Here is a 16,900-nt window from a genome sequence, read left to right on the forward strand (position 1 = left end):
GGGGCGGTGCCGGACCCGTGTTGCAGGTCCGGCACCGCCCCTACGACTTGGTGCGTCAGGCCTTGCCGAGGATCCGGTTCAGGTTCGTACCGCACTCGGGGCACTTGGCCTTCGCCATGCGCGTGCCCTTGTCGTTGACCTTGACCTCGCCGTCGGCGGTGCGCTTGGCCTTGCACTTGACGCAGTAGAACTCGCCGCTCCAGGTCTCTGCCATGAGGGCCCTCTCCTTGCTCTGAATTCCAGCCCGGGGCCTCGCCCCGGGCAGTCGTTGGATGCTAACGGCAGACCGTCCTGCCGTAGGCCGTTCGGCCCAGTCGGGATTCACCCTACGGCCTCCTGGCGCAGGCTCAAGCGCACCTGGTGGTCCGCGCGCCGCCGGAATCCCCCGAGGAAAGCCCTTACCGAAACTTTCGCCGGCGCGGAACAGGCTCCCGGTGATCCGCCTCCGCGACGACTCGGCTTCCCCTCCGAGCAGTCCCGGAAGCGGTCCGGGAGCCTGTTGCAGACGACGCTAGGAGGCCCCGGCCGCGGAGGCAAGCCCAGGTTGTCCACGCCTGTGGATAACTCTGTGCGCAACCTGTGGGACGCGCCGCCGGGTGCTGTGGACGGGCGGGGGAACACGGTGTGAACAACGGGGATCGGAGGGATCAAGATCAGGCGTCTGACCTGCGGAAACATCGATCCACAGGGTGTGCACCGAAGAAAGTTGTCGGATTCGGGGGGTACATTTTTGAGCCATGGCCGACTCTCCACCGCGCCCGATCCCGCCGTACGTGGACATCCGTCGCAGCAAGCGCCGCAAGCGCACGGTCAGCGCCTACCGGGACGGTGAGCGGGTGGTCGTGCTGATGCCCGACCGGCTGTCCGCCGCCGAGGAGGCGCGCTGGGTCGAGACCATGCTGGCGCGGCTCGAGAAACAGCGCAGCCGATCGCGCGTGTCGGACGAAAAATTGTTGGCCAGAGCACACGAACTCGCGTGTCGTCACCTCCCCGAAGTGCCCGAACCTGCGTCGGTGAGGTGGGTTTCGAACCAAAACAGACGGTGGGGATCGTGTACTCCGGCGGACCGGTCGATCCGGCTGAGTACCCGGCTGCAGTCGATGCCGGGGTGGGTCGTGGACTACGTCCTGGTCCACGAACTCGCCCATCTGGTGGAGCCGAGCCACAACGCGAACTTCTGGGACCTGGTCCACCGCTACCCGAAGGCCGAACGCGCCGAGGGGTATCTGGAGGGGGTCTCGGCCGCGGCTTCCCTGGAGCTCGAGGACTTCTGACCCCGTACCCCGTACGTCGTACGGAAAAGGGTGGGGTGGGGCTTCCTCCAGGGATGAGTGGGGGGATTCCTGCATGGCCGGGGGTGGCTCCTCCCGGCGAGGCTTTTGTCCCGTAGCCAGCGCCTGCCAGGTGCGCTGGGTGGGGCGCCGGTGGGGGCGCAGAGGGGCAGGGAACGCATGACCAGGGGACAGCTCACGGTGCGGGCGGCACGCTGGAGCGCCACCCATCCGTGGCGGGCGATCGCGATGTGGCTGGTCGTCGTGGCCGCCTGTTTCGCGCTCGGTTCGGTGACCGGGACGAAGAAGTCGACCGACGAGGGGAACATCGGCGAGGTCACCCGGGCGGACACCATCGTCAAGTCCGGCAACTTCGACGACCCGGACGTGGAGAGCGTGCTGATCACGGCACCCTCCGGCACACTCGACCAGGCGGCCGCCCGGACCGCCGCCGGCACGGTGATCCAGCAGATGCGCGCCCTCGGTGGGGTCGCGGAGGTCGCCCAGCCGATGCCGTCGCCTAAGGGTGACGCGGTAATCGTCCGGGTGACGCTGAAGGACAGCGACGGGGACAACCGGGTCCAGCCGTTGCTCGACACCACGGCGCAGGTCCAGCGGCAGTACCCGGACCTCCGGATCGAGGAGGTCGGTGGACTCTCGATCAGCAAGGCGCTGAACGAGACGCTCGGCAAGGACTTCAAGCGCGCCGAGATGTTCAGCCTGCCGGTGACGCTGGCGATCCTGCTGCTCGCGTTCGGTGCGCTGATCGCCGCCTCGGTACCGGTGCTGCTCGCCCTGTCCGCGGTCGCCGCCGCGATCGGGCTCTCGGCCGCGGCGTCCCAACTGGTACCGGCGGTCGACGCGGTGAACAGCGTGATCCTGCTGATCGGTATGGCCGTCGGCGTCGACTATTCACTCTTCTACCTCCGCCGCGAACGCGAGGAACGCACCAAGGGCCGCGGCCACGTCGACGCGGTCGAGATCGCCGCGGCCACCTCGGGCCACGCGGTCGTGGTCTCCGGTACGGCGGTGATCATCTCGATGGCCGGGTTGTTCCTGGCCCGGGACGCGGTGTTCTCGTCGTTCGCGGTCGGCTCGATCCTGGTCGTCGCGGTCGCCGTCGTCGGTTCGCTGACCGTGCTCCCCGCCGTACTGGCGAAGCTCGGCCGCTGGGTCGACCGGCCGCGCATCCCGTTCGTCTGGCGGCTGACCGCCGGCAACCGGCCGCCGCGGTTCTGGCCGACCGTACTCAAGCCGGCCCTGAAGCACCCGATCGCCACGTTGCTCGTCGCGGTCACCGCGCTGCTCGCCGTCGCGTCGCCGGCGCTCGGCATGACGTTGAAGTTCCCCGGTACGGAGGACCTGCCGCGGACGACGTCGGTGATGAAGGCGTACGACCGGTTGACCGCGGCGTTCCCGAGTACGGGCACGAGCCACCAGGTCGCCGTACGGGCGCCTGCGAACGAGAAGCCCGCCGTACAGGCCGCGCTGGCGGAGCTGATGCAGAAGACCAAGGGTGATCCGCTGTTCGCTTCGGACGGCCTGGAGAAGCCGCGCTTCTCGAAGGACGGCACGGTCGCGACGCTCGAGGTCGCCACGCCGTACGAGGGCGGCAGCGAGCAGGCCCGCGACTCACTCGCCAAGCTCCGCAAGGACCTGATGCCGGAAACGGTCGGGAAGGTGCCTGGCGTCGAGTACGCGGTCGGCGGGTTCGTCGCCGCGGACGTCGACTATGCCGCACACACCCGGGACAAGCTCCCGCTGGTGATCGGGTTCGTGCTGCTGCTCACGATGATCGTGATGATGGCGACGTTCCGCTCGGTCGTCGTCGCGGTTACCGCGATCTTCCTCAACCTGCTCAGTGCAGGGGCGGCGTACGGCGTCGTCACCGCGGTTTTCCAACACACGTGGGCCGAGGGCCTGCTCCACTTCCGCTCCAACGGCTCGGTGGTCAGCTGGCTCCCGCTGTTCCTCTTCGTGGTCCTCTTCGGCCTGTCGATGGACTACCACGTCTTCGTCGTCAGCCGGATCCGCGAAGCGGTCCTCCGCGGGGTCCCGACCCGCCAGGCCGTGGCCGAAGGCATCACCGGCTCAGCCGGCGTGGTCACCAGCGCAGCCGCCGTCATGATCGGCGTCTTCGCGGTCTTCGCCACCCTGAGCACGCTGGACATGAAGCAACTCGGCGTAGGCCTCGCCGTCGCGATCCTGATCGACGCCACGATCATCCGCGCGGTCGTCCTGCCCAGCATCATGACCCTTCTCGGCGAAGCCAACTGGTGGGCCCCGAAGTGGCTCCGCCCGAAGCCCGCCAAACACGCCGCAACCCCGGAACCAGAACGCGAGTTGACCCCGGTCGGCTGAAAACCGCTTCGAGCAGGGCGCTCGGAGCGGAGAAGATGGCGGGCATGAACGAGCGAGCCGAGGTTCTGGGGGAACTGGCCGCCGAGGTGCTGGCCGTCGAGCGGGAGCACCCGGTGCGGGTCGGGGTCGACGGGTGCTCGGCGGCCGGGAAGACGACGCTGGCGGACGAGCTGGCCGACGTACTGCGGGGTCGTACCGGACGGGAGGTGATCCGCGCCGGGTTCGACTACTTCAAGCGGGCGCCGGAGCTGCGGACCGGGTACCCGATCGAGTCGCCGGAGAGCTATTACCACGAGATGTACGACTTCGAGGCGATCCGTGAGCGGCTGCTAGAGCCGCTCGGGCCAGGCGGGGACCGGCACTACACGACCGCGATCCGCCAGGCCGACGCCGCCGCCGTACTCGACACCCCCGTCCGGACGGCCGCACCCGACGCCGTCCTGATCGCCGACGGCGCCTTCCTGCAACGCCCCGAACTGAACGACTGCTGGGACCTCCGCATCTACGTCCACGTCAGCTTCGAAACAGTCCTCCAGCGCGGCACCGTCCGCGACGCCGCCTGGATGGACTCCCAGGAAGCCGCCGCCCACCGCTACCGCACCCGCTACATCCCAGGCGAACGCCTCTACCTCAACGACCACAACCCCGCCACCCACGCCGACCTGGTCATCAACAACGAAAACCCAGCCGCCCCACTCCTCACCCGCAGCCAAACCACCCGCTAGCCCCCAACTGCTCCAAGCAAGCCGGGTTGCTGCGGTCAGTTGGTGGATTGGCGGGCTCGGTGGGCGGCGGCTTTTACTCGGCTTTGGCATTGCGGGGAGTGGAAGCGGCGTTGGCCGTTCTTCGAGGTGTCTACGAAGACTCGGTCGCAGTGGGGGGCGGCGCAGACGCCTAGGCGGCCGGCTAGTTCGCTGCCTACTGCGAGGGCGAGGCCGGCGGCGCAGCCTGCTGCCCAGCCGTTGGCGAGTTGTTCGTCGGGGCCGTGGAAGTGCAGGCTCCACGGGCGGTCGCGGCCGCGATCCAGTTGGGGGCGGGCGTTGGTGTCTCGGAGCAGCGCGTTGATCTCGGTGGCAGCGGAGTCGAGGTCGCCGGTGTTCGCGGCTTCGAAGACGATCCGCATCCGGGCCGCGAGGTCGATCAGCCGGCGCGAGTCGTCGAGCGGCGGGCGTTCGCGGGGCGGGTGACCGATCGCGGTCAGGGCCTCGGCGACCGCGGACGTGACCGATTCCGGGTCGTCGGCCGGTGCGGAGTACGGCGTACCGCCGGAGTGGCCGGGGGTCAGCCGGTTCACGTACTCGACGGCGGCGGCCAGCACACTTCGGGCATGACTATCAAAAGACACTTGACCAGTCATGCGATACCTCCGTAGGGTCGAACTTGCGTGACCGATCATAGCCACTTAGGCAGTCATGGGGGTTCGGTGTGAGCGATGTGACCGCAACAAGAGGCCTCTCGCGGGCGGTGTGGATCCTGATCGTCGCACGGGCGGTGAACAAGATCGGTGCGTTCACGCTGCCGTTCCTCGGCGTGGTGCTCGCGGTCGAGTTCAAGGCGTCGTTGACCCAGACCGGCGTGATCCTCGCGGTGTTCGGCGCGGCGACGATCCCGTCGCGATTGCTCGGCGGACAGTTGGCGGACCGGCTCGGACGGCGGCGGACGATCGTGCTCGGGTTGATCGGCTGCGCGGTCGCACAGCTGTGGATCGCGCTGAGCCACGCGCTGTGGTCCGCAGTACTGGCGACTGTCCTGCTCGGGCTCGCGTTCGAGATCTACGAGCCGCCGAGCCAGGCGATGATCGCCGACGTCACCGAGCCCGAGGATCGCCCCGCGGCCTATGGTCTCTACAGCGCGGCCCTTGCCGGGGCAGGTGTTCTCGCCGGCCTGCTCGCCGCGGCAATCAGCCACTGGGACCTCCGCTGGCTGTTCGTCGCCGACGCGTTCACCTGCCTGTCCTGCGCCGCTCTCGTCGCGCTCGCGTTACCAGCTGACGTACGTCGGGACCCGGCGGCCGACCGGCAGGCCGTCGGCGACCAGCTGCAGCGGAGCCCGTGGCGGGACGGGCGGTTGTTGTTGCTGTTGGCGGGCGGCACGGTCTTCGCGACGATCTACATGCAACTCGTCATCGGCATTCCACTGACCCTGCTCGAGCAAGGCATCCCGAAGTCCGGCACCGGCCTGATCCTCGCTGTCTCCGCAGCCGTCCTGATCGTCGCCCAGCGACTCCTCCGGGTCCAGAAGCTCGACGACTTCCGCTCGATCGCGATCGGCTACGTACTACTGGCCACCGGCCTGCTGACCAGCGCCTTCGCCCACAGCCTGCTGATCTTCGTCCTCGCCGCCGTCCTCTGGAGCCTGGGCGACCTGTTCCTCCTGACCCGCTACCTCACCCAGGCGTCCGGACTCGCCCCCGACAACGCACGCGGCCGGTACCTCGCGATCTTCGGCCTCAGCTGGGGTATCGCGACCACCGTCGCCCCGCTCACGGTCACCCAGCTGCTGAAGACCTCCGGCCCGACCGGACTCTGGCTCACGAGTGCCGCGGTCGCCGGCGCCCTCGCAGTACTGCAGCCGTGGTTCAGGAAGCGACTAGCCGCACGGTGAGGCCCTTCGCGACCGGCGTGTTGCTGCCCTTCGCGAGATCGTCGGCCGACATCAGCACATTGGTCTCCGGGTAGTACGCCGCGACGCACCCGCGCGCGGTCGGGTACGAGACCAGCCGGAAGTGCGACGCCCGCCGCTCGACGCCCTGGAACTCGCTGATGATGTCTACGTACTGCCCGTCCCGCAGCCCCAGCTCCGCCAGGTCGTCCGGGTGCACGAACACCACCTCGCGCGTCCCGTGGATCCCGCGGTACCGGTCCTCGAGTCCGTAGATCGTCGTGTTGAACTGGTCGTGACTGCGTAGCGTCTGCAGGAGCAGCCGACCGGGTGCCGTCGGCAACCAGGTCAGGTCGTTCGCGGTGAACTGCGCCCGCGCGTCCGACGTCTTGAACTCGCGTTTGTCCCGCGCCGCGTGCGCCAGCAGGAACCCGCCGTCCCCGTCCCGCAGCCGGTCCTCGTAGTTCTCGTACCCGTCCGCGACCCGCCCGATCCGCTGCCGGATCAGGCTGTAGTCGTCGGCGAAGTCCGCCCACGGAATCTGCCCGACGTCAGGTACGACGGCTTGCGCGAGCCCGCAGACGATCCCGATCTCGGACTTCATCTCCGGCGCCGGCGGGATCAGGTTCCCCTTCGACAGGTGGACGGCGCCCTGCGAGTCCTCGACCGACACGGACTGCGGGCCGGCCGCGGTGTGGTCGTGGTCCGTCCGGCCGAGCGTCGGCAGGATCAGCGCCTCCCGGCCGGTGACGGTGTGCGACCGGTTCAGCTTCGTCGACACGTGCACGGTGAGGTCGCACTCGCGCAGCCCGCGATGCACCACCTCGGTGTCCGGCGTCGCGGACGCGAAGTTGCCGCCCATCGCGAAGAACACCCGGACGGCGCCGTCCCGCAGCCGTTTGACGGTGTCGGCCGCGTCGATGCCGTGCTCGCGCGGCGACGTGAACGAGAACTCGTGGTCCAGCCGGTCCAGGAACGCGTCTGGCATCTTCTCCCAGATCCCCATGCTGCGGTCGCCCTGCACGTTCGAGTGCCCGCGGACCGGGCAGGGCCCTGCGCCCGGCTTGCCGATGTTGCCCTGTAGCAGCAGCACGTTGACGATCTCGCTGATCGTCGCGACCGCGTCCCGGTGCTGGGTCAGCCCCATCGCCCAGCACACCACGGTCGCCTTCGACGCGATGAACCGTTGCGCGAGCTCCTCGATCTCGGCGCGCCGCAGCCCGGTGGCCTGCTCGACGGCCGGCCAGTCCAGCTCGGTGTTGTGCTTGGCGTACAGCTCGAATCCGCTGGTGTGCGAGTCGATGAACGACTTGTCCAGCACGGTCCCCGGGTGCGCCGCCTCGGCCTGCAGCAGAAGGTGGCCGAGGGCAAGGAACAGCGCCTGGTCGCCGCCGATCCGGATGCCCAGGTGCTGGTCGGCGAGCGGGGTACCCTTGCCGACCAGGCCGCGCGGCTTCTGCGGGTTCATAAAGCGCATCAGGCCGGGCTCGGGCAGCGGGTTGACCGCGACGATCGAGGCGCCGTTGCGCTTGGCGACCTCGAGGTGGGTGAGCATCCGCGGCGCGTTGGTGCCCGGGTTCTGCCCGACGATCACGATCAGCTCGGACTCCTCGAGCATCTTCAGCGTGACCGCGCCCTTGCCGCTGCCGATCACCCGGGACAGCGCCGTACCGGAGGACTCGTGGCACATGTTCGAGCAGTCGGGGAGGTTGTTGGTCCCATACGCCCGGACGAACAGCTGGTACAGGAACGCGGCCTCGTTGCTGGTTCGCCCGGAGGTGTAGAACACCGCGTCGTCCGGGTCGACGAGCGCCTTGAGGTGCCGCGCGACGACCTGGAACGCCTCGTCCCAGCCGACCGGCTCGTAGTGCGTGGCGCCGGCCCGGAGCAGCATCGGCTCGGTGATCCGGCCGAGCTTGCCGAGGTCGAACTCGGAGATCCGGTCGATGTCGGCGACCGAGTTCTCCGCGAAGAACGCGCGCGGCACCCGTTTGCGAGTCGCCTCCCAGGCCACCGCCTTGGCGCCGTTCTCGCAGAACTCCGCCGTGTGCTTGTGCTCCGGATCGGGCCACGCGCACGACGGGCAGTCGAATCCGCGGTCCTGATTCATCTTCAGGAAGACCCGGCCGCTCCGGACCGGTCCCATCTCGCGGAGACCGAACTTGAACGACGACAGCACGGCGGGGACGCCGGCGGCCTTCTGCTTCGGCTGTTCGATGTCGACCATGTTTCAACAATAGGCCCGCCTATCGTGGCGCGCTGCCTTGATAGGCCGGGTTGTGGATAAGTGGCGTACGCCACCACCATCGGAGTGTGGGATGTGTGGCCCGATCCCATAGTCGGCGCGGTCACGGATTCCTACAGTCGTCCGCCATGGAGACCCGTCGAGCCCTAGTCACCGGTGCAGCGTCCGGTATCGGCGCCGCGTGCGCCCAGCACCTGGCTGCGGACGGTGTGCACGTGGTGGCCGTCGACCTGGACCAGGCCGGTCTTGACGCGCTGGAAGGGGTCGAGACGCGTGTCGCGGACCTTTCGGACCTGGAGCGTCTGCAGGAGCTCCCGGTGGACGTAGACATCCTGGTGAACAACGCAGGCGTACAGCAGGTCGCACCGGTCGAGCAGTTCCCGCCGGAGCGGTTCAGCTACCTCCTACGCCTCATGCTGGAGGCACCGTTCCGGCTGATCCGCCAGACGCTGCCCCACATGTATGGCGCCGGCTGGGGTCGCGTGGTGAACATCAGCTCGGTCCACGGCCTCCGGGCCAGTCCATTCAAGGCTGCGTACGTCGCCGCGAAGCACGGGCTCGAAGGACTCAGCAAGGTGGTCGCCCTGGAAGGTGCAGCGCACGGGGTGACCAGCAACTGCGTGAACCCGGCGTATGTCCGTACGCCGCTGGTCACCGCGCAGTTGGCGGACCAGGCCGCGACACACGGCCTGTCCGAGGCGGAAGTGCTGGACAAGGTCCTGCTCGAGCCGGTCGCTGTGAAGCGGCTGATCGAACCGGCCGAAGTGGCAGAGCTGGTGTCCGTGCTGTGCGGCCCTGCCTCTGCCTCCATCACGGGGAGCTCGTTCGTACTCGACGGCGGCTGGACCGCCCACTAACCACAGGAGCCCGCCATGACGGCACCACAACCAGTCCAGACCCGTACGTCGATCGTCAGGGTCGTTGGCGCGAGCCTCGTCGGTACGACGGTCGAGTGGTACGACTTCTTCCTGTACGGGGTCGCCGCATCGGTGGTGTTCGGCGACCTGTTCTTCCCCAAGGGCGAGCAGCTCACCGGGACGCTGCTGAGCTTCGCCACGTTCGCGGTGGGCTTCTTCGCGCGTCCGATCGGTGGTGTGGTGTTCGGGCACTTCGGTGACCGCCTGGGCCGCAAACAGCTGCTGGTGTTGTCGCTGTTGATGATGGGACTCGCCACGTTCGCCATCGGCCTGCTCCCGACGTACGCACAGGTCGGTGCGCTCGCCCCGATCCTGCTGACGGTACTTCGCCTCATCCAGGGGTTCGCGCTTGGTGGGGAGTGGGGCGGGGCCGTCCTGATCGTGTCGGAGCATGGTGATCCGGCACGACGGGGCTTCTGGGCGTCCTGGCCGCAAGCGGGAGCTCCTGCGGGTCAGCTGATCGCCAACGGCGTACTGGCTGGGTTGGCGGCGTTCCAGTCGGACGCCGACTTCAACCGTTGGGGTTGGCGCATTCCGTTCCTGTTGTCCGCAGTACTCGTGCTGGTGGGTCTCTGGGTGCGGCTGCGCATTGAGGAGTCCCCGGTGTTCAAGGAGGCCCGGGCGAAGCAGGAGCCCGCGGACAAGCTCCCGCTGCTCGAGGTGCTCACGCAGTACCCACGTGAGGTGCTGACGGCGATGGGCGCGCGGATGGCGGAGAACGTCAGCTACTACATCTTCACGATCGTGATCGCGACGTACGCGAAGGAACACCTCGGGATGGGCAAGTCCTTCGCGTTGAACGCAGTACTGATCGGCGCAGCCGTGCACTTCTTCGCGATCCCGTTGTGGGGCGCATTGTCGGACCGGATCGGCCGGCGGCCCGTCTACCTGATCGGCGCGATCGGCGTTGGGGTGTGGGGCTTCCTGTTCATCACGCTGGTGGACACCAAGAACTTCGCCCTGGCAGCTCTTGCCGTCACGGTCGGCCTGGTGCTGCACGGTGCGATGTACGGGCCGCAGGCGTCGTTCTTCACGGAGCTCTTCGGGACCCGGGTCCGGTACTCCGGTGTCTCGGTCGGCTATCAGCTCGCGTCGATCATCGCGGGCGGGCTGGCACCGTTCATCGCGGTCGCCCTGCTCAAGGCGTACGACTCGGGCTACGCGATTGCGGTCTACATCGCGGTCTGCGCGGTCATCTCGATCGTGGCGGTGACGTCGTACTCCGAAACGCACCGCCGCGACCTCACTACGCTGTAGGACCATGGAGGAGCTGCTGCGCCTACTGGCCGAGGACGCGCCCGGGAGCGAGCTGGCCCGGGCAGCGGGCGCGGACGCGGTGGCGCGGGAGCTCGCCTTGCGCATCAGGGCCGGCATGGACGCGAGTAAGAAGCGTGAGGCGGAGCTGTCGACGCTGGTCGACGTGGCCCGCGAGCTTGCCTCGGCCCGGAACCCGGGTGACGTGCTGGGCACGATCGTGCACCGGACCCGCAGCCTGCTCGGTGTCGACGTCGCCTACCTGACTCTCTACGACCCGTCGCGTGGTGACACGTACATGCGCGCCACGGACGGGTCTGTGTCCGCGGAGTTCCAGCAGGTACGGCTGCCGCTCGGGGCCGGCCTCGGCGGGCTGGTCGCGGAGACCCACAAGCCGTACTGGACGGCCGACTACCCGTCCGACCTGCGTTTCCGGCACACCTCCACGATCGACCATGCGGTCGGCGACGAAGGCCTGGTCGCCATCTGCGGTACGCCGCTCATCGTCGACGGGGCGTTCGTCGGTGTCCTGTTCGCGTCCAACCGGACACGCCGCCCCTTCAGCCACGACGAGGTGTCGCTGCTCGGCTCCATGGCCGCGCTGGCCGCCGTGACGATCGTCCAGGTACGGGCCGCTGCCGGGACCGCGGCCGCGCTCGAACAGCTCTCCGCGGCGCACGCGGGCGTCGAACACGCAGCCGCCGCGCATGACCGGTTCGCCGACATTGTGCTCTCGGGCGGTGACGTAGACGCCATTGCCGCGGCGTTGGCCGAGCTGCTGAACGTGTGGGTCGTACTGGTCGATGCCAGCGGCAATGAGCTGGCCAACGCGGGACAGGTCTCCGGTACGGCCGTTCCGTGGCAGGAGTCGTCGTCTGGCCGTTTGACGCGCACCGGTGACTGCTGGGTCGTGGCAGCGACAGCCAAGGGCGAACGGCTCGGTGCGCTCGTCATTGGCGGTGCCGACGACCTGTCGGGTGCTGACCAACGCATCGTCGAACGTGCCGCAGTCGTGACAGCGTTGGTGCTGCTCTTCCGTCGACAGGCGGCCGAGCAATCCCAACGTGCACAGGCGGATCTTCTGGCCGACGTGCTGAGCGGCAGCGCCGACCCGCGGACACTGACCGATCGACTCCGGCTGCTGGCGCCACATCATCGGCACGACCGCCTGGTGGTAGCAGTCTGCCGTGGCGACCACTCCGGCGTACGCGCCCGGCTCTCAGCACCGTTGGAGGACCGCCTGGTGCTGGCCGGTCCGTATGGCGGAGACCTGGTGCTCCTGTTCGCCCGCACCAAGGCTGTGTCCGCTGCACGCGACCTGGCCGAGCTGGCGAAGCGTACGGGCGTCACGGTCGCGGTGACGGGCCCTGCCGCGTGGGGAGAGTCGTTGGTGGACGCACACCGGCAGGCGTCGCGTTTGGCCACCACGATGGTCCGGCTCGGGCGTACGGGCGAGGCCGCGACTCCTGAAGACCTCGGCGTTGCAGGACTCGTGGGCGCGTCCGAAGTCGACGTACACGCCCACGTGCAGCACATACTCGGCCAGGTGCTCGACTACGACGCTGACCGCGGTACGGACCTCGTCGGCACGTTGCAGGCGTACTTCGCCGCCGGCCAGAGCCCGACGCGGGCTGCCGCATCGCTGCACATCCACCCGAACACCGTGCAGCAGCGGCTCGATCGGATCACCGCGCTGCTCGGCGACGGTTGGCAGTCACCGGAACGCGCATTGGACGTGCAGGTGGCGCTCCGGCTCCGTTCTGTCCTCGGCTGAGCGCCGTCGGCCGTTCGGCCGACGGCCGCGTCCGCCGTTCACCCGCTGTGGCGATTCTCCCGGGGAGCGCACGCTTGCATCGAGGGGGCGCTCGGGATGTCGGTTATCACGGTCTTTGCGGCGAAAGGTGGCTGCGGGAAGACAACGGTCGCGACGAACCTGGCCGTCACCCTGTGCGCCCGTGGTGCCAGCCGGGTGTGCCTGGTCGATCTTGACCTGCAGTTCGGCGACGTTGCCTGCGTACTCGGATTGCGTGCCGAGCGCAGTCTCTGCGACGCCGTGCAGTGGACAGGCTCGCTGACCCCGGAGAACGTAGCCACGTTCGTGACGCCGTACCGCGACGGACTGGACTGCCTGACCGCTCCGACCGGCCCTGGCACGGCAACGCTCATTCCACTCGCGTTGGTCGACGAGGTGCTCTGCGTACTGCGGCTGATCTACGACTACGTGGTCGTGGACACCCCAACGCAGTTCAACGCCGTCGTACTGGCTGCGCTCGACGCGTCGGATCACCACATACTCGTCGCTACACCGGAAAGGGCGTCGCTGAAGAACCTGCGGCTGACGCTCGACGTCCTGGACGTGCTGTACGAGGCCGACACACGATCCGTGGTGCTCAACCGAGCAGACCCTCGGGCCGGACTCAGTACGGCCGACGTCGACCAGCTCGTCAGGACTCCGATCGCCCTGCAGTTGCCGAACCGCGCCGACGTACCCGCCTCGATCAACCGCGGCGAACCCATCGCCTGCGGCTACCCGAACCACCCAGTCAGCCAGGCCGTCCGCGCACTGGCTGCAACATGGTTACCGAGCGTTTAGGCCGTTTAGATTAAAAGCACCCGCCGGAAACGGCGTAACGGTGGGTGCTGGAGGCCGATCATAGTTACAGCACGTGACAGTCGTCACGCTGTGCTGGGGCTTCCACGGGGGCAATCATGAGCGGACCGATCACGGTCGTCGTTGTCGACGGCCAGACCTTGACCAGATACGGGCTGGTCAGACTCGTCAGCGCCGATGCGGAGATCGCCGTCGTCGGCGAGTGCGGCCGGGGCGCGGAGGCGCCGGACCGGATCGCGGCGGCGCGGCCGGACGTCGTGGTGCTCGACGTACTGCTGCCGGACGCGGACGGGCTGCAGCTCGCCCGGGAGTTGCGTGACCGCTACCCGGCGCTCGGCATCGTCGTACTGACCTCCGACGACCAGGACGACGTACTGTTCCGGGCGCTCGAGAGCGGTGCGTCCGCGTTCGTGGCCAAGACCGCCCCGAACGCCGAACTGCTCGGGGCGATCCGGCACGCGGCTGTCGCGGCCTCGTCGTTCACCGCGACCGGCCTCGCACAGGCGCTCACCCGGCGCGGACGCACCGGCGCGAAGGTACTCACGCTGAGCCCGCGCGAGCGGGAGGTGCTGGCGCTGCTGGCCCGCGGCCGGTCGGTGCCGTCGATCGCCGGCGAGATGTACGTGAGCCTGTCGACCGCGAAGACGTATGTGGCCCGCCTGTACGAAAAGCTCGGCGCCACGAACCGAGCGAACGCGATCATGACCGCGTTGCGTTTGGGGCTGATCAGTACAGAGCTCTCGGCGATCGCCTGACGTGCTGTTAGGGCGTCAGTACGAGCCGGCCGCGGACACCGCCTGCTGCTAGCCGTTTGTACGCCTGCTGTGCCTCGCTGAGCTCGTAGGTGTCGGCGACCCTTGTGGAGATGATGCCGGCTGCGGCCAGACGCGTTAGCTCCTCTAGCTCTTGGCTGTTCACGTGGACGAACAGCTGCTCGACAGTGATGCCTCGCAGCTGGGGCGGTCGGGGACCTCCCTGTAGGTGCACGTGGCGGCCACCGTTGCGCACGGCCTCCTGCGCGCCGATTCCGACCACGGCTGCGTCCACGACACCGTCGACGCCGATTCGTCGTACTGCTGCCGCCAGGTCGGCGTTCCGCTCGACGAAATGGTCCGCGCCTAGCTGGCGTACAAGCTCTTCGTCACCTGCCGCTGCGCTTGCAACTACCGTCTTGCCTAGATGCTTGGCCAGCTGCACGGCGTACCCGCCGACACCACCTGCGGCGCCGGTTACGAGCACTGACTCTCCTTGGACTGCCTTGACCGCTTGCAACGCGGTGAGCCCGTTGAGCCCGTACGTCGCGGCCTCCACGAGCTCCACGCCCTCCGGAGCACGGACAACGGTGTCGAGTACGACGTACTCCGCATGCGTCTTGAGTGTCTGCGCCAGGAGATCCGCCACGCCGACCACCGGCGTACCGACCGGCAGCTGAACGCCTGCCCCGACCGCGTCGACGTATCCGGCGACGTCCCAGCCGAGCCCGTACTGCTCCCGCGGCGCGGTCAGCCCGAACTCGACCAGCGCCCCGCTGCTGACCGCCAGATCCACCGGGTTCACCGCCGCCGCAACCACCTTGATCCGAATCTGCCCCGCGGCCGGCTCGGGTACTTCTGTCTCGATCAACTCGATCGCATCCGGTCCGGCGAGGCGCCGGGCCACCAGTGCGCGCATATCGTGCTCTCCTTCGGGGAATGACGTGTGCACACCACTGTCGGAGAGCTACTCTCTACTGGGAAGTACGCACTTCGGAGTGCGTACCGCACGAGGAGGAGAGCCATGCCGACCCGCACCGCCGCCCAACGCCGCGAAGAGGCGGCCCGGGCGTACGACGCGTTCCTGGCGACCTGCCCCGCACGGCAACTCCTCGACCGGATCAGCGACAAGTGGGTGACGCTCATCCTCACCGCGCTCGCGGACGGGCCGCAGCGGTACTCCGACCTGTCCCGCCGGATCGCCGGAGTCAGCCAGAAGATGCTCACCCAGACCCTGCGCTCGCTCGAACGCGACGGGCTGCTGACGCGATCGGTCACGCCTTCTGTGCCCGTGCGGGTCGACTACGAGCTGACCTCGCTCGGCCGCAGCCTGATGCCGCTGATCGCCGCGATCAAGTCGTGGGCCGAGAGCCACATGCCCGAGGTCGACGCCGCGCGCACCACGTACGACCGGGCGAGCGTGCCGGCATGACCGACTCCGCTGGGAATTCCTCGCCGGCCGATCGGCGCGTGGTCGTTGTCGTCGTCCCCGGCAGCGGATCGTGGGCGCCGCCGGGCCGGGATCCCGAGGCCTGGCGGTTGGCGCTGGCCGAGGACACGTACGAGGTGGTTGCCGCCCCCGACCGGGTGGACGTCGCGGTTGCCGTCGCCGGAGATACCGCCGCCGTGTCGGAGATGAGCGCACTGACCTGGCCCGGCACACCGACGTACGCCGTCGACCCCGACCGGGCCGTGCGGCACGCGGTCGAACTGGCGGGCCCGGCTGCGGCGGTGGTCGCGGTGTCCTACGACGTACCGGACCTGCCCGGACTGCTGATCGGCAAGCTGTTCCGGGCACTGAGCCACGCCGATGTCGCCGTCACGCCTGCCGAAGACGGCTCGCTGGCAGCAATCGGAGTGAACCTGCCGATCGCGGGCTGGGTGGCCGAGTTCTCACCCTCGTTCGACACCCCACTAGCTGATCTCGACGCGGCAAAGCCCCGCCGGCACGCGGTCGCGGTGGGCCCAGGTTGGCACCGTCTGCGATCAAACGCTGACCTAGCGCGACTGGACCCCGGCCTCGAAGGCTGGGACGCCACAAGATCCCTACTTCGGCACGCCTGAGCCGTCACCTCGCCCCCTCCCACTCGTTCACCAAGCAACGAGGAACCGGCCATTCGCCGATGCCGTTCAGGGGCGGCACCCGGCGAACCCAACCGCATCGGGGGATGCGGCGGCCCAACCACCCAACGGGGACCGCACCACAGCACCTGCGGGTGCCTTGCTTAGGAGAGTGGGCCGGCTGACGCAGACCCGTCCCACAACTCCTGAGGCCGGCTGCTGCCCGCTCTCGCGATCTGAGCCTTTCCAGCGGCTCAGCTAGACGGCCAACGCTCGCGCCGCCAGGTCCTGCACGCTCGTGTCCGTGTCGTCCGGCAACGCATCCAGCGGAAACCAGGCAAGATCCTCAGACTCGTCACTAACGACGTACTCCGTACCGCCCCCAGCCGTCACCAAGAACTGCACGTCCAGGTGATACGCCCCCGCACATCCACCAGCATGCAACTGATGCCGCGACAGCTGCAGCGGCAGCGGCCCGACCGTGAGACCGCTCAACCCCGACTCCTCACTAGCCTCCCGCAGAGCCGCACCCGCGAGCGTCGTATCCCCCGGCTCACAATGCCCCCCAAGCTGCAACCACCGCCCAACGGTCTTGTGCAGCGTCAAAAGCGTCTTCCCCCGAGCACCATCCACCACCAACGCACTAGCCGTCACATGCTCCGGCCGACAGCTCCGCCACATCCCATCCGCATGCGCGGCCAGGTGCCGCAAGTAATGCCGCCGCAACCCCTCCTGCTCCCCGTCCGGCGCCACCCACTCCTCCAAAACCCCCACTGCATCCCCAAGCAACATCCCCCCAGTCTCCCAACCTGCTGGCTCTGGTGGCA

At 68.5% G+C, this 16,900-nt stretch carries 16 protein-coding genes; 11 read left to right on the top strand and 5 right to left on the bottom strand.

Translation table 11 applies throughout. The annotated features are described in order from the left end of the window. Positions 1-55: 55 nt before the first annotated feature. Positions 56-214 (bottom strand): DUF5679 domain-containing protein, encoded by a 159-nt coding sequence (locus ACXJJ3_RS32195; RefSeq protein ID WP_012922897.1) that lies wholly within the window; start codon positions 212-214, stop codon positions 56-58. Between the two features lie 523 nt (positions 215-737). On the opposite strand from ACXJJ3_RS32195, the gene ACXJJ3_RS32200 reads away from it, so the two are divergent. From ACXJJ3_RS32200 to ACXJJ3_RS32210, 3 genes are all read left to right on the top strand, one after another. After that, complete coding sequence (locus ACXJJ3_RS32200) at positions 738-1,274, top strand: YgjP-like metallopeptidase domain-containing protein (RefSeq protein ID WP_458165620.1); 537 nt, start codon at positions 738-740, stop codon at positions 1,272-1,274. Positions 1,275-1,451: 177 nt separating this feature from the next. Further along, the gene (locus tag ACXJJ3_RS32205) at positions 1,452-3,632 is read left to right on the top strand and encodes an MMPL family transporter (RefSeq protein WP_458165621.1); all 2,181 of its coding nucleotides are present in this window, start codon (positions 1,452-1,454) and stop codon (positions 3,630-3,632) included. 44 nt (positions 3,633-3,676) lie between these two features. Further along, positions 3,677-4,357 carry a uridine kinase gene (locus ACXJJ3_RS32210; protein ID WP_458165622.1) on the top strand — a complete coding sequence of 227 codons (681 nt, stop codon included), beginning with the start codon at positions 3,677-3,679 and terminating at the stop codon, positions 4,355-4,357. A gap of 35 nt (positions 4,358-4,392) precedes the next feature. On the opposite strand, the gene ACXJJ3_RS32215 is transcribed toward ACXJJ3_RS32210, so the two are convergent. Beyond that, on the bottom strand, positions 4,393-4,989 hold the full coding sequence (locus ACXJJ3_RS32215) for a CGNR zinc finger domain-containing protein (RefSeq protein WP_458165623.1): 597 nt from the start codon (positions 4,987-4,989) through the stop codon (positions 4,393-4,395). A gap of 77 nt (positions 4,990-5,066) precedes the next feature. Here ACXJJ3_RS32215 and ACXJJ3_RS32220 point away from each other — a divergent pair, with 77 nt between their 5' ends. Then, positions 5,067-6,236 carry an MFS transporter gene (locus ACXJJ3_RS32220; RefSeq protein WP_458165624.1) on the top strand — a complete coding sequence of 390 codons (1,170 nt, stop codon included), beginning with the start codon at positions 5,067-5,069 and terminating at the stop codon, positions 6,234-6,236. Here ACXJJ3_RS32220 and ACXJJ3_RS32225 read toward each other — a convergent pair. After that, positions 6,211-8,460: an FdhF/YdeP family oxidoreductase gene (locus ACXJJ3_RS32225; RefSeq protein ID WP_458165625.1), complete on the bottom strand. Its 2,250-nt coding sequence runs from the start codon at positions 8,458-8,460 to the stop codon at positions 6,211-6,213. The two genes, ACXJJ3_RS32220 and ACXJJ3_RS32225, sit on opposite strands and share 26 nt — an antisense overlap. A gap of 146 nt (positions 8,461-8,606) precedes the next feature. Here ACXJJ3_RS32225 and ACXJJ3_RS32230 point away from each other — a divergent pair, with 146 nt between their 5' ends. From ACXJJ3_RS32230 to ACXJJ3_RS32250, 5 genes are all read left to right on the top strand, one after another. Further along, complete coding sequence (locus ACXJJ3_RS32230) at positions 8,607-9,335, top strand: 3-hydroxybutyrate dehydrogenase (protein WP_458165626.1); 729 nt, start codon at positions 8,607-8,609, stop codon at positions 9,333-9,335. A 15-nt stretch (positions 9,336-9,350) separates the two neighbouring features. Then, positions 9,351-10,652 carry an MFS transporter gene (locus ACXJJ3_RS32235; protein WP_458165627.1) on the top strand — a complete coding sequence of 434 codons (1,302 nt, stop codon included), beginning with the start codon at positions 9,351-9,353 and terminating at the stop codon, positions 10,650-10,652. Positions 10,653-10,656: 4 nt separating this feature from the next. Further along, positions 10,657-12,423: a helix-turn-helix domain-containing protein gene (locus tag ACXJJ3_RS32240; protein WP_458165628.1), complete on the top strand. Its 1,767-nt coding sequence runs from the start codon at positions 10,657-10,659 to the stop codon at positions 12,421-12,423. A 96-nt stretch (positions 12,424-12,519) separates the two neighbouring features. Next, positions 12,520-13,242 (top strand): AAA family ATPase, encoded by a 723-nt coding sequence (locus ACXJJ3_RS32245; RefSeq protein WP_458165629.1) that lies wholly within the window; start codon positions 12,520-12,522, stop codon positions 13,240-13,242. Between the two features lie 116 nt (positions 13,243-13,358). Then, on the top strand, positions 13,359-14,015 hold the full coding sequence (locus ACXJJ3_RS32250; protein ID WP_458165630.1) for a response regulator: 657 nt from the start codon (positions 13,359-13,361) through the stop codon (positions 14,013-14,015). Between the two features lie 7 nt (positions 14,016-14,022). Here ACXJJ3_RS32250 and ACXJJ3_RS32255 read toward each other — a convergent pair whose 3' ends face one another. Continuing rightward, positions 14,023-14,931, bottom strand: coding sequence for an NADP-dependent oxidoreductase (locus tag ACXJJ3_RS32255; RefSeq protein ID WP_458165631.1), 909 nt, complete (start codon positions 14,929-14,931; stop codon positions 14,023-14,025). Between the two features lie 105 nt (positions 14,932-15,036). Here ACXJJ3_RS32255 and ACXJJ3_RS32260 point away from each other — a divergent pair, with 105 nt between their 5' ends. Continuing rightward, positions 15,037-15,444 carry a winged helix-turn-helix transcriptional regulator gene (locus ACXJJ3_RS32260; protein WP_458165632.1) on the top strand — a complete coding sequence of 136 codons (408 nt, stop codon included), beginning with the start codon at positions 15,037-15,039 and terminating at the stop codon, positions 15,442-15,444. Continuing rightward, a complete protein-coding gene (locus tag ACXJJ3_RS32265) occupies positions 15,441-16,076 on the top strand; it encodes a DUF2064 domain-containing protein (protein ID WP_458165633.1) in 636 nt (211 codons plus the stop codon). The genes ACXJJ3_RS32260 and ACXJJ3_RS32265 overlap by 4 nt, the downstream gene beginning before the upstream one ends. A gap of 255 nt (positions 16,077-16,331) precedes the next feature. On the opposite strand, the gene ACXJJ3_RS32270 is transcribed toward ACXJJ3_RS32265, so the two are convergent. Then, a complete protein-coding gene (locus tag ACXJJ3_RS32270; protein ID WP_458165634.1) occupies positions 16,332-16,865 on the bottom strand; it encodes an NUDIX hydrolase in 534 nt (177 codons plus the stop codon). Between the last annotated feature and the right edge of the window lie 35 nt (positions 16,866-16,900).

The sequence above is a fragment of the Kribbella sp. WER1 genome, assembly GCF_054189145.1.

Excerpts from the sequence above, each read along its gene's own strand:
- ACXJJ3_RS32225 (WP_458165625.1), bottom strand. The coding sequence starts at position 8,460 with ATGGTCGACATCGAACAGCCGAAGCAGAAGGCCGCCGGCGTCCCCGCC.
- ACXJJ3_RS32255 (WP_458165631.1), bottom strand. The coding sequence starts at position 14,931 with ATGCGCGCACTGGTGGCCCGGCGCCTCGCCGGACCGGATGCGATCGAG.
- ACXJJ3_RS32260 (WP_458165632.1), top strand. The coding sequence starts at position 15,037 with ATGCCGACCCGCACCGCCGCCCAACGCCGCGAAGAGGCGGCCCGGGCG.
- ACXJJ3_RS32250 (WP_458165630.1), top strand. The coding sequence starts at position 13,359 with ATGAGCGGACCGATCACGGTCGTCGTTGTCGACGGCCAGACCTTGACC.
- ACXJJ3_RS32235 (WP_458165627.1), top strand. The coding sequence starts at position 9,351 with ATGACGGCACCACAACCAGTCCAGACCCGTACGTCGATCGTCAGGGTC.
- ACXJJ3_RS32195 (WP_012922897.1), bottom strand. The coding sequence starts at position 214 with ATGGCAGAGACCTGGAGCGGCGAGTTCTACTGCGTCAAGTGCAAGGCC.
- ACXJJ3_RS32270 (WP_458165634.1), bottom strand. The coding sequence starts at position 16,865 with ATGTTGCTTGGGGATGCAGTGGGGGTTTTGGAGGAGTGGGTGGCGCCG.
- ACXJJ3_RS32265 (WP_458165633.1), top strand. The coding sequence starts at position 15,441 with ATGACCGACTCCGCTGGGAATTCCTCGCCGGCCGATCGGCGCGTGGTC.
- ACXJJ3_RS32200 (WP_458165620.1), top strand. The coding sequence starts at position 738 with ATGGCCGACTCTCCACCGCGCCCGATCCCGCCGTACGTGGACATCCGT.
- ACXJJ3_RS32215 (WP_458165623.1), bottom strand. The coding sequence starts at position 4,989 with ATGACTGGTCAAGTGTCTTTTGATAGTCATGCCCGAAGTGTGCTGGCC.
- ACXJJ3_RS32240 (WP_458165628.1), top strand. The coding sequence starts at position 10,657 with ATGGAGGAGCTGCTGCGCCTACTGGCCGAGGACGCGCCCGGGAGCGAG.
- ACXJJ3_RS32245 (WP_458165629.1), top strand. The coding sequence starts at position 12,520 with ATGTCGGTTATCACGGTCTTTGCGGCGAAAGGTGGCTGCGGGAAGACA.
- ACXJJ3_RS32205 (WP_458165621.1), top strand. The coding sequence starts at position 1,452 with ATGACCAGGGGACAGCTCACGGTGCGGGCGGCACGCTGGAGCGCCACC.
- ACXJJ3_RS32210 (WP_458165622.1), top strand. The coding sequence starts at position 3,677 with ATGAACGAGCGAGCCGAGGTTCTGGGGGAACTGGCCGCCGAGGTGCTG.
- ACXJJ3_RS32230 (WP_458165626.1), top strand. The coding sequence starts at position 8,607 with ATGGAGACCCGTCGAGCCCTAGTCACCGGTGCAGCGTCCGGTATCGGC.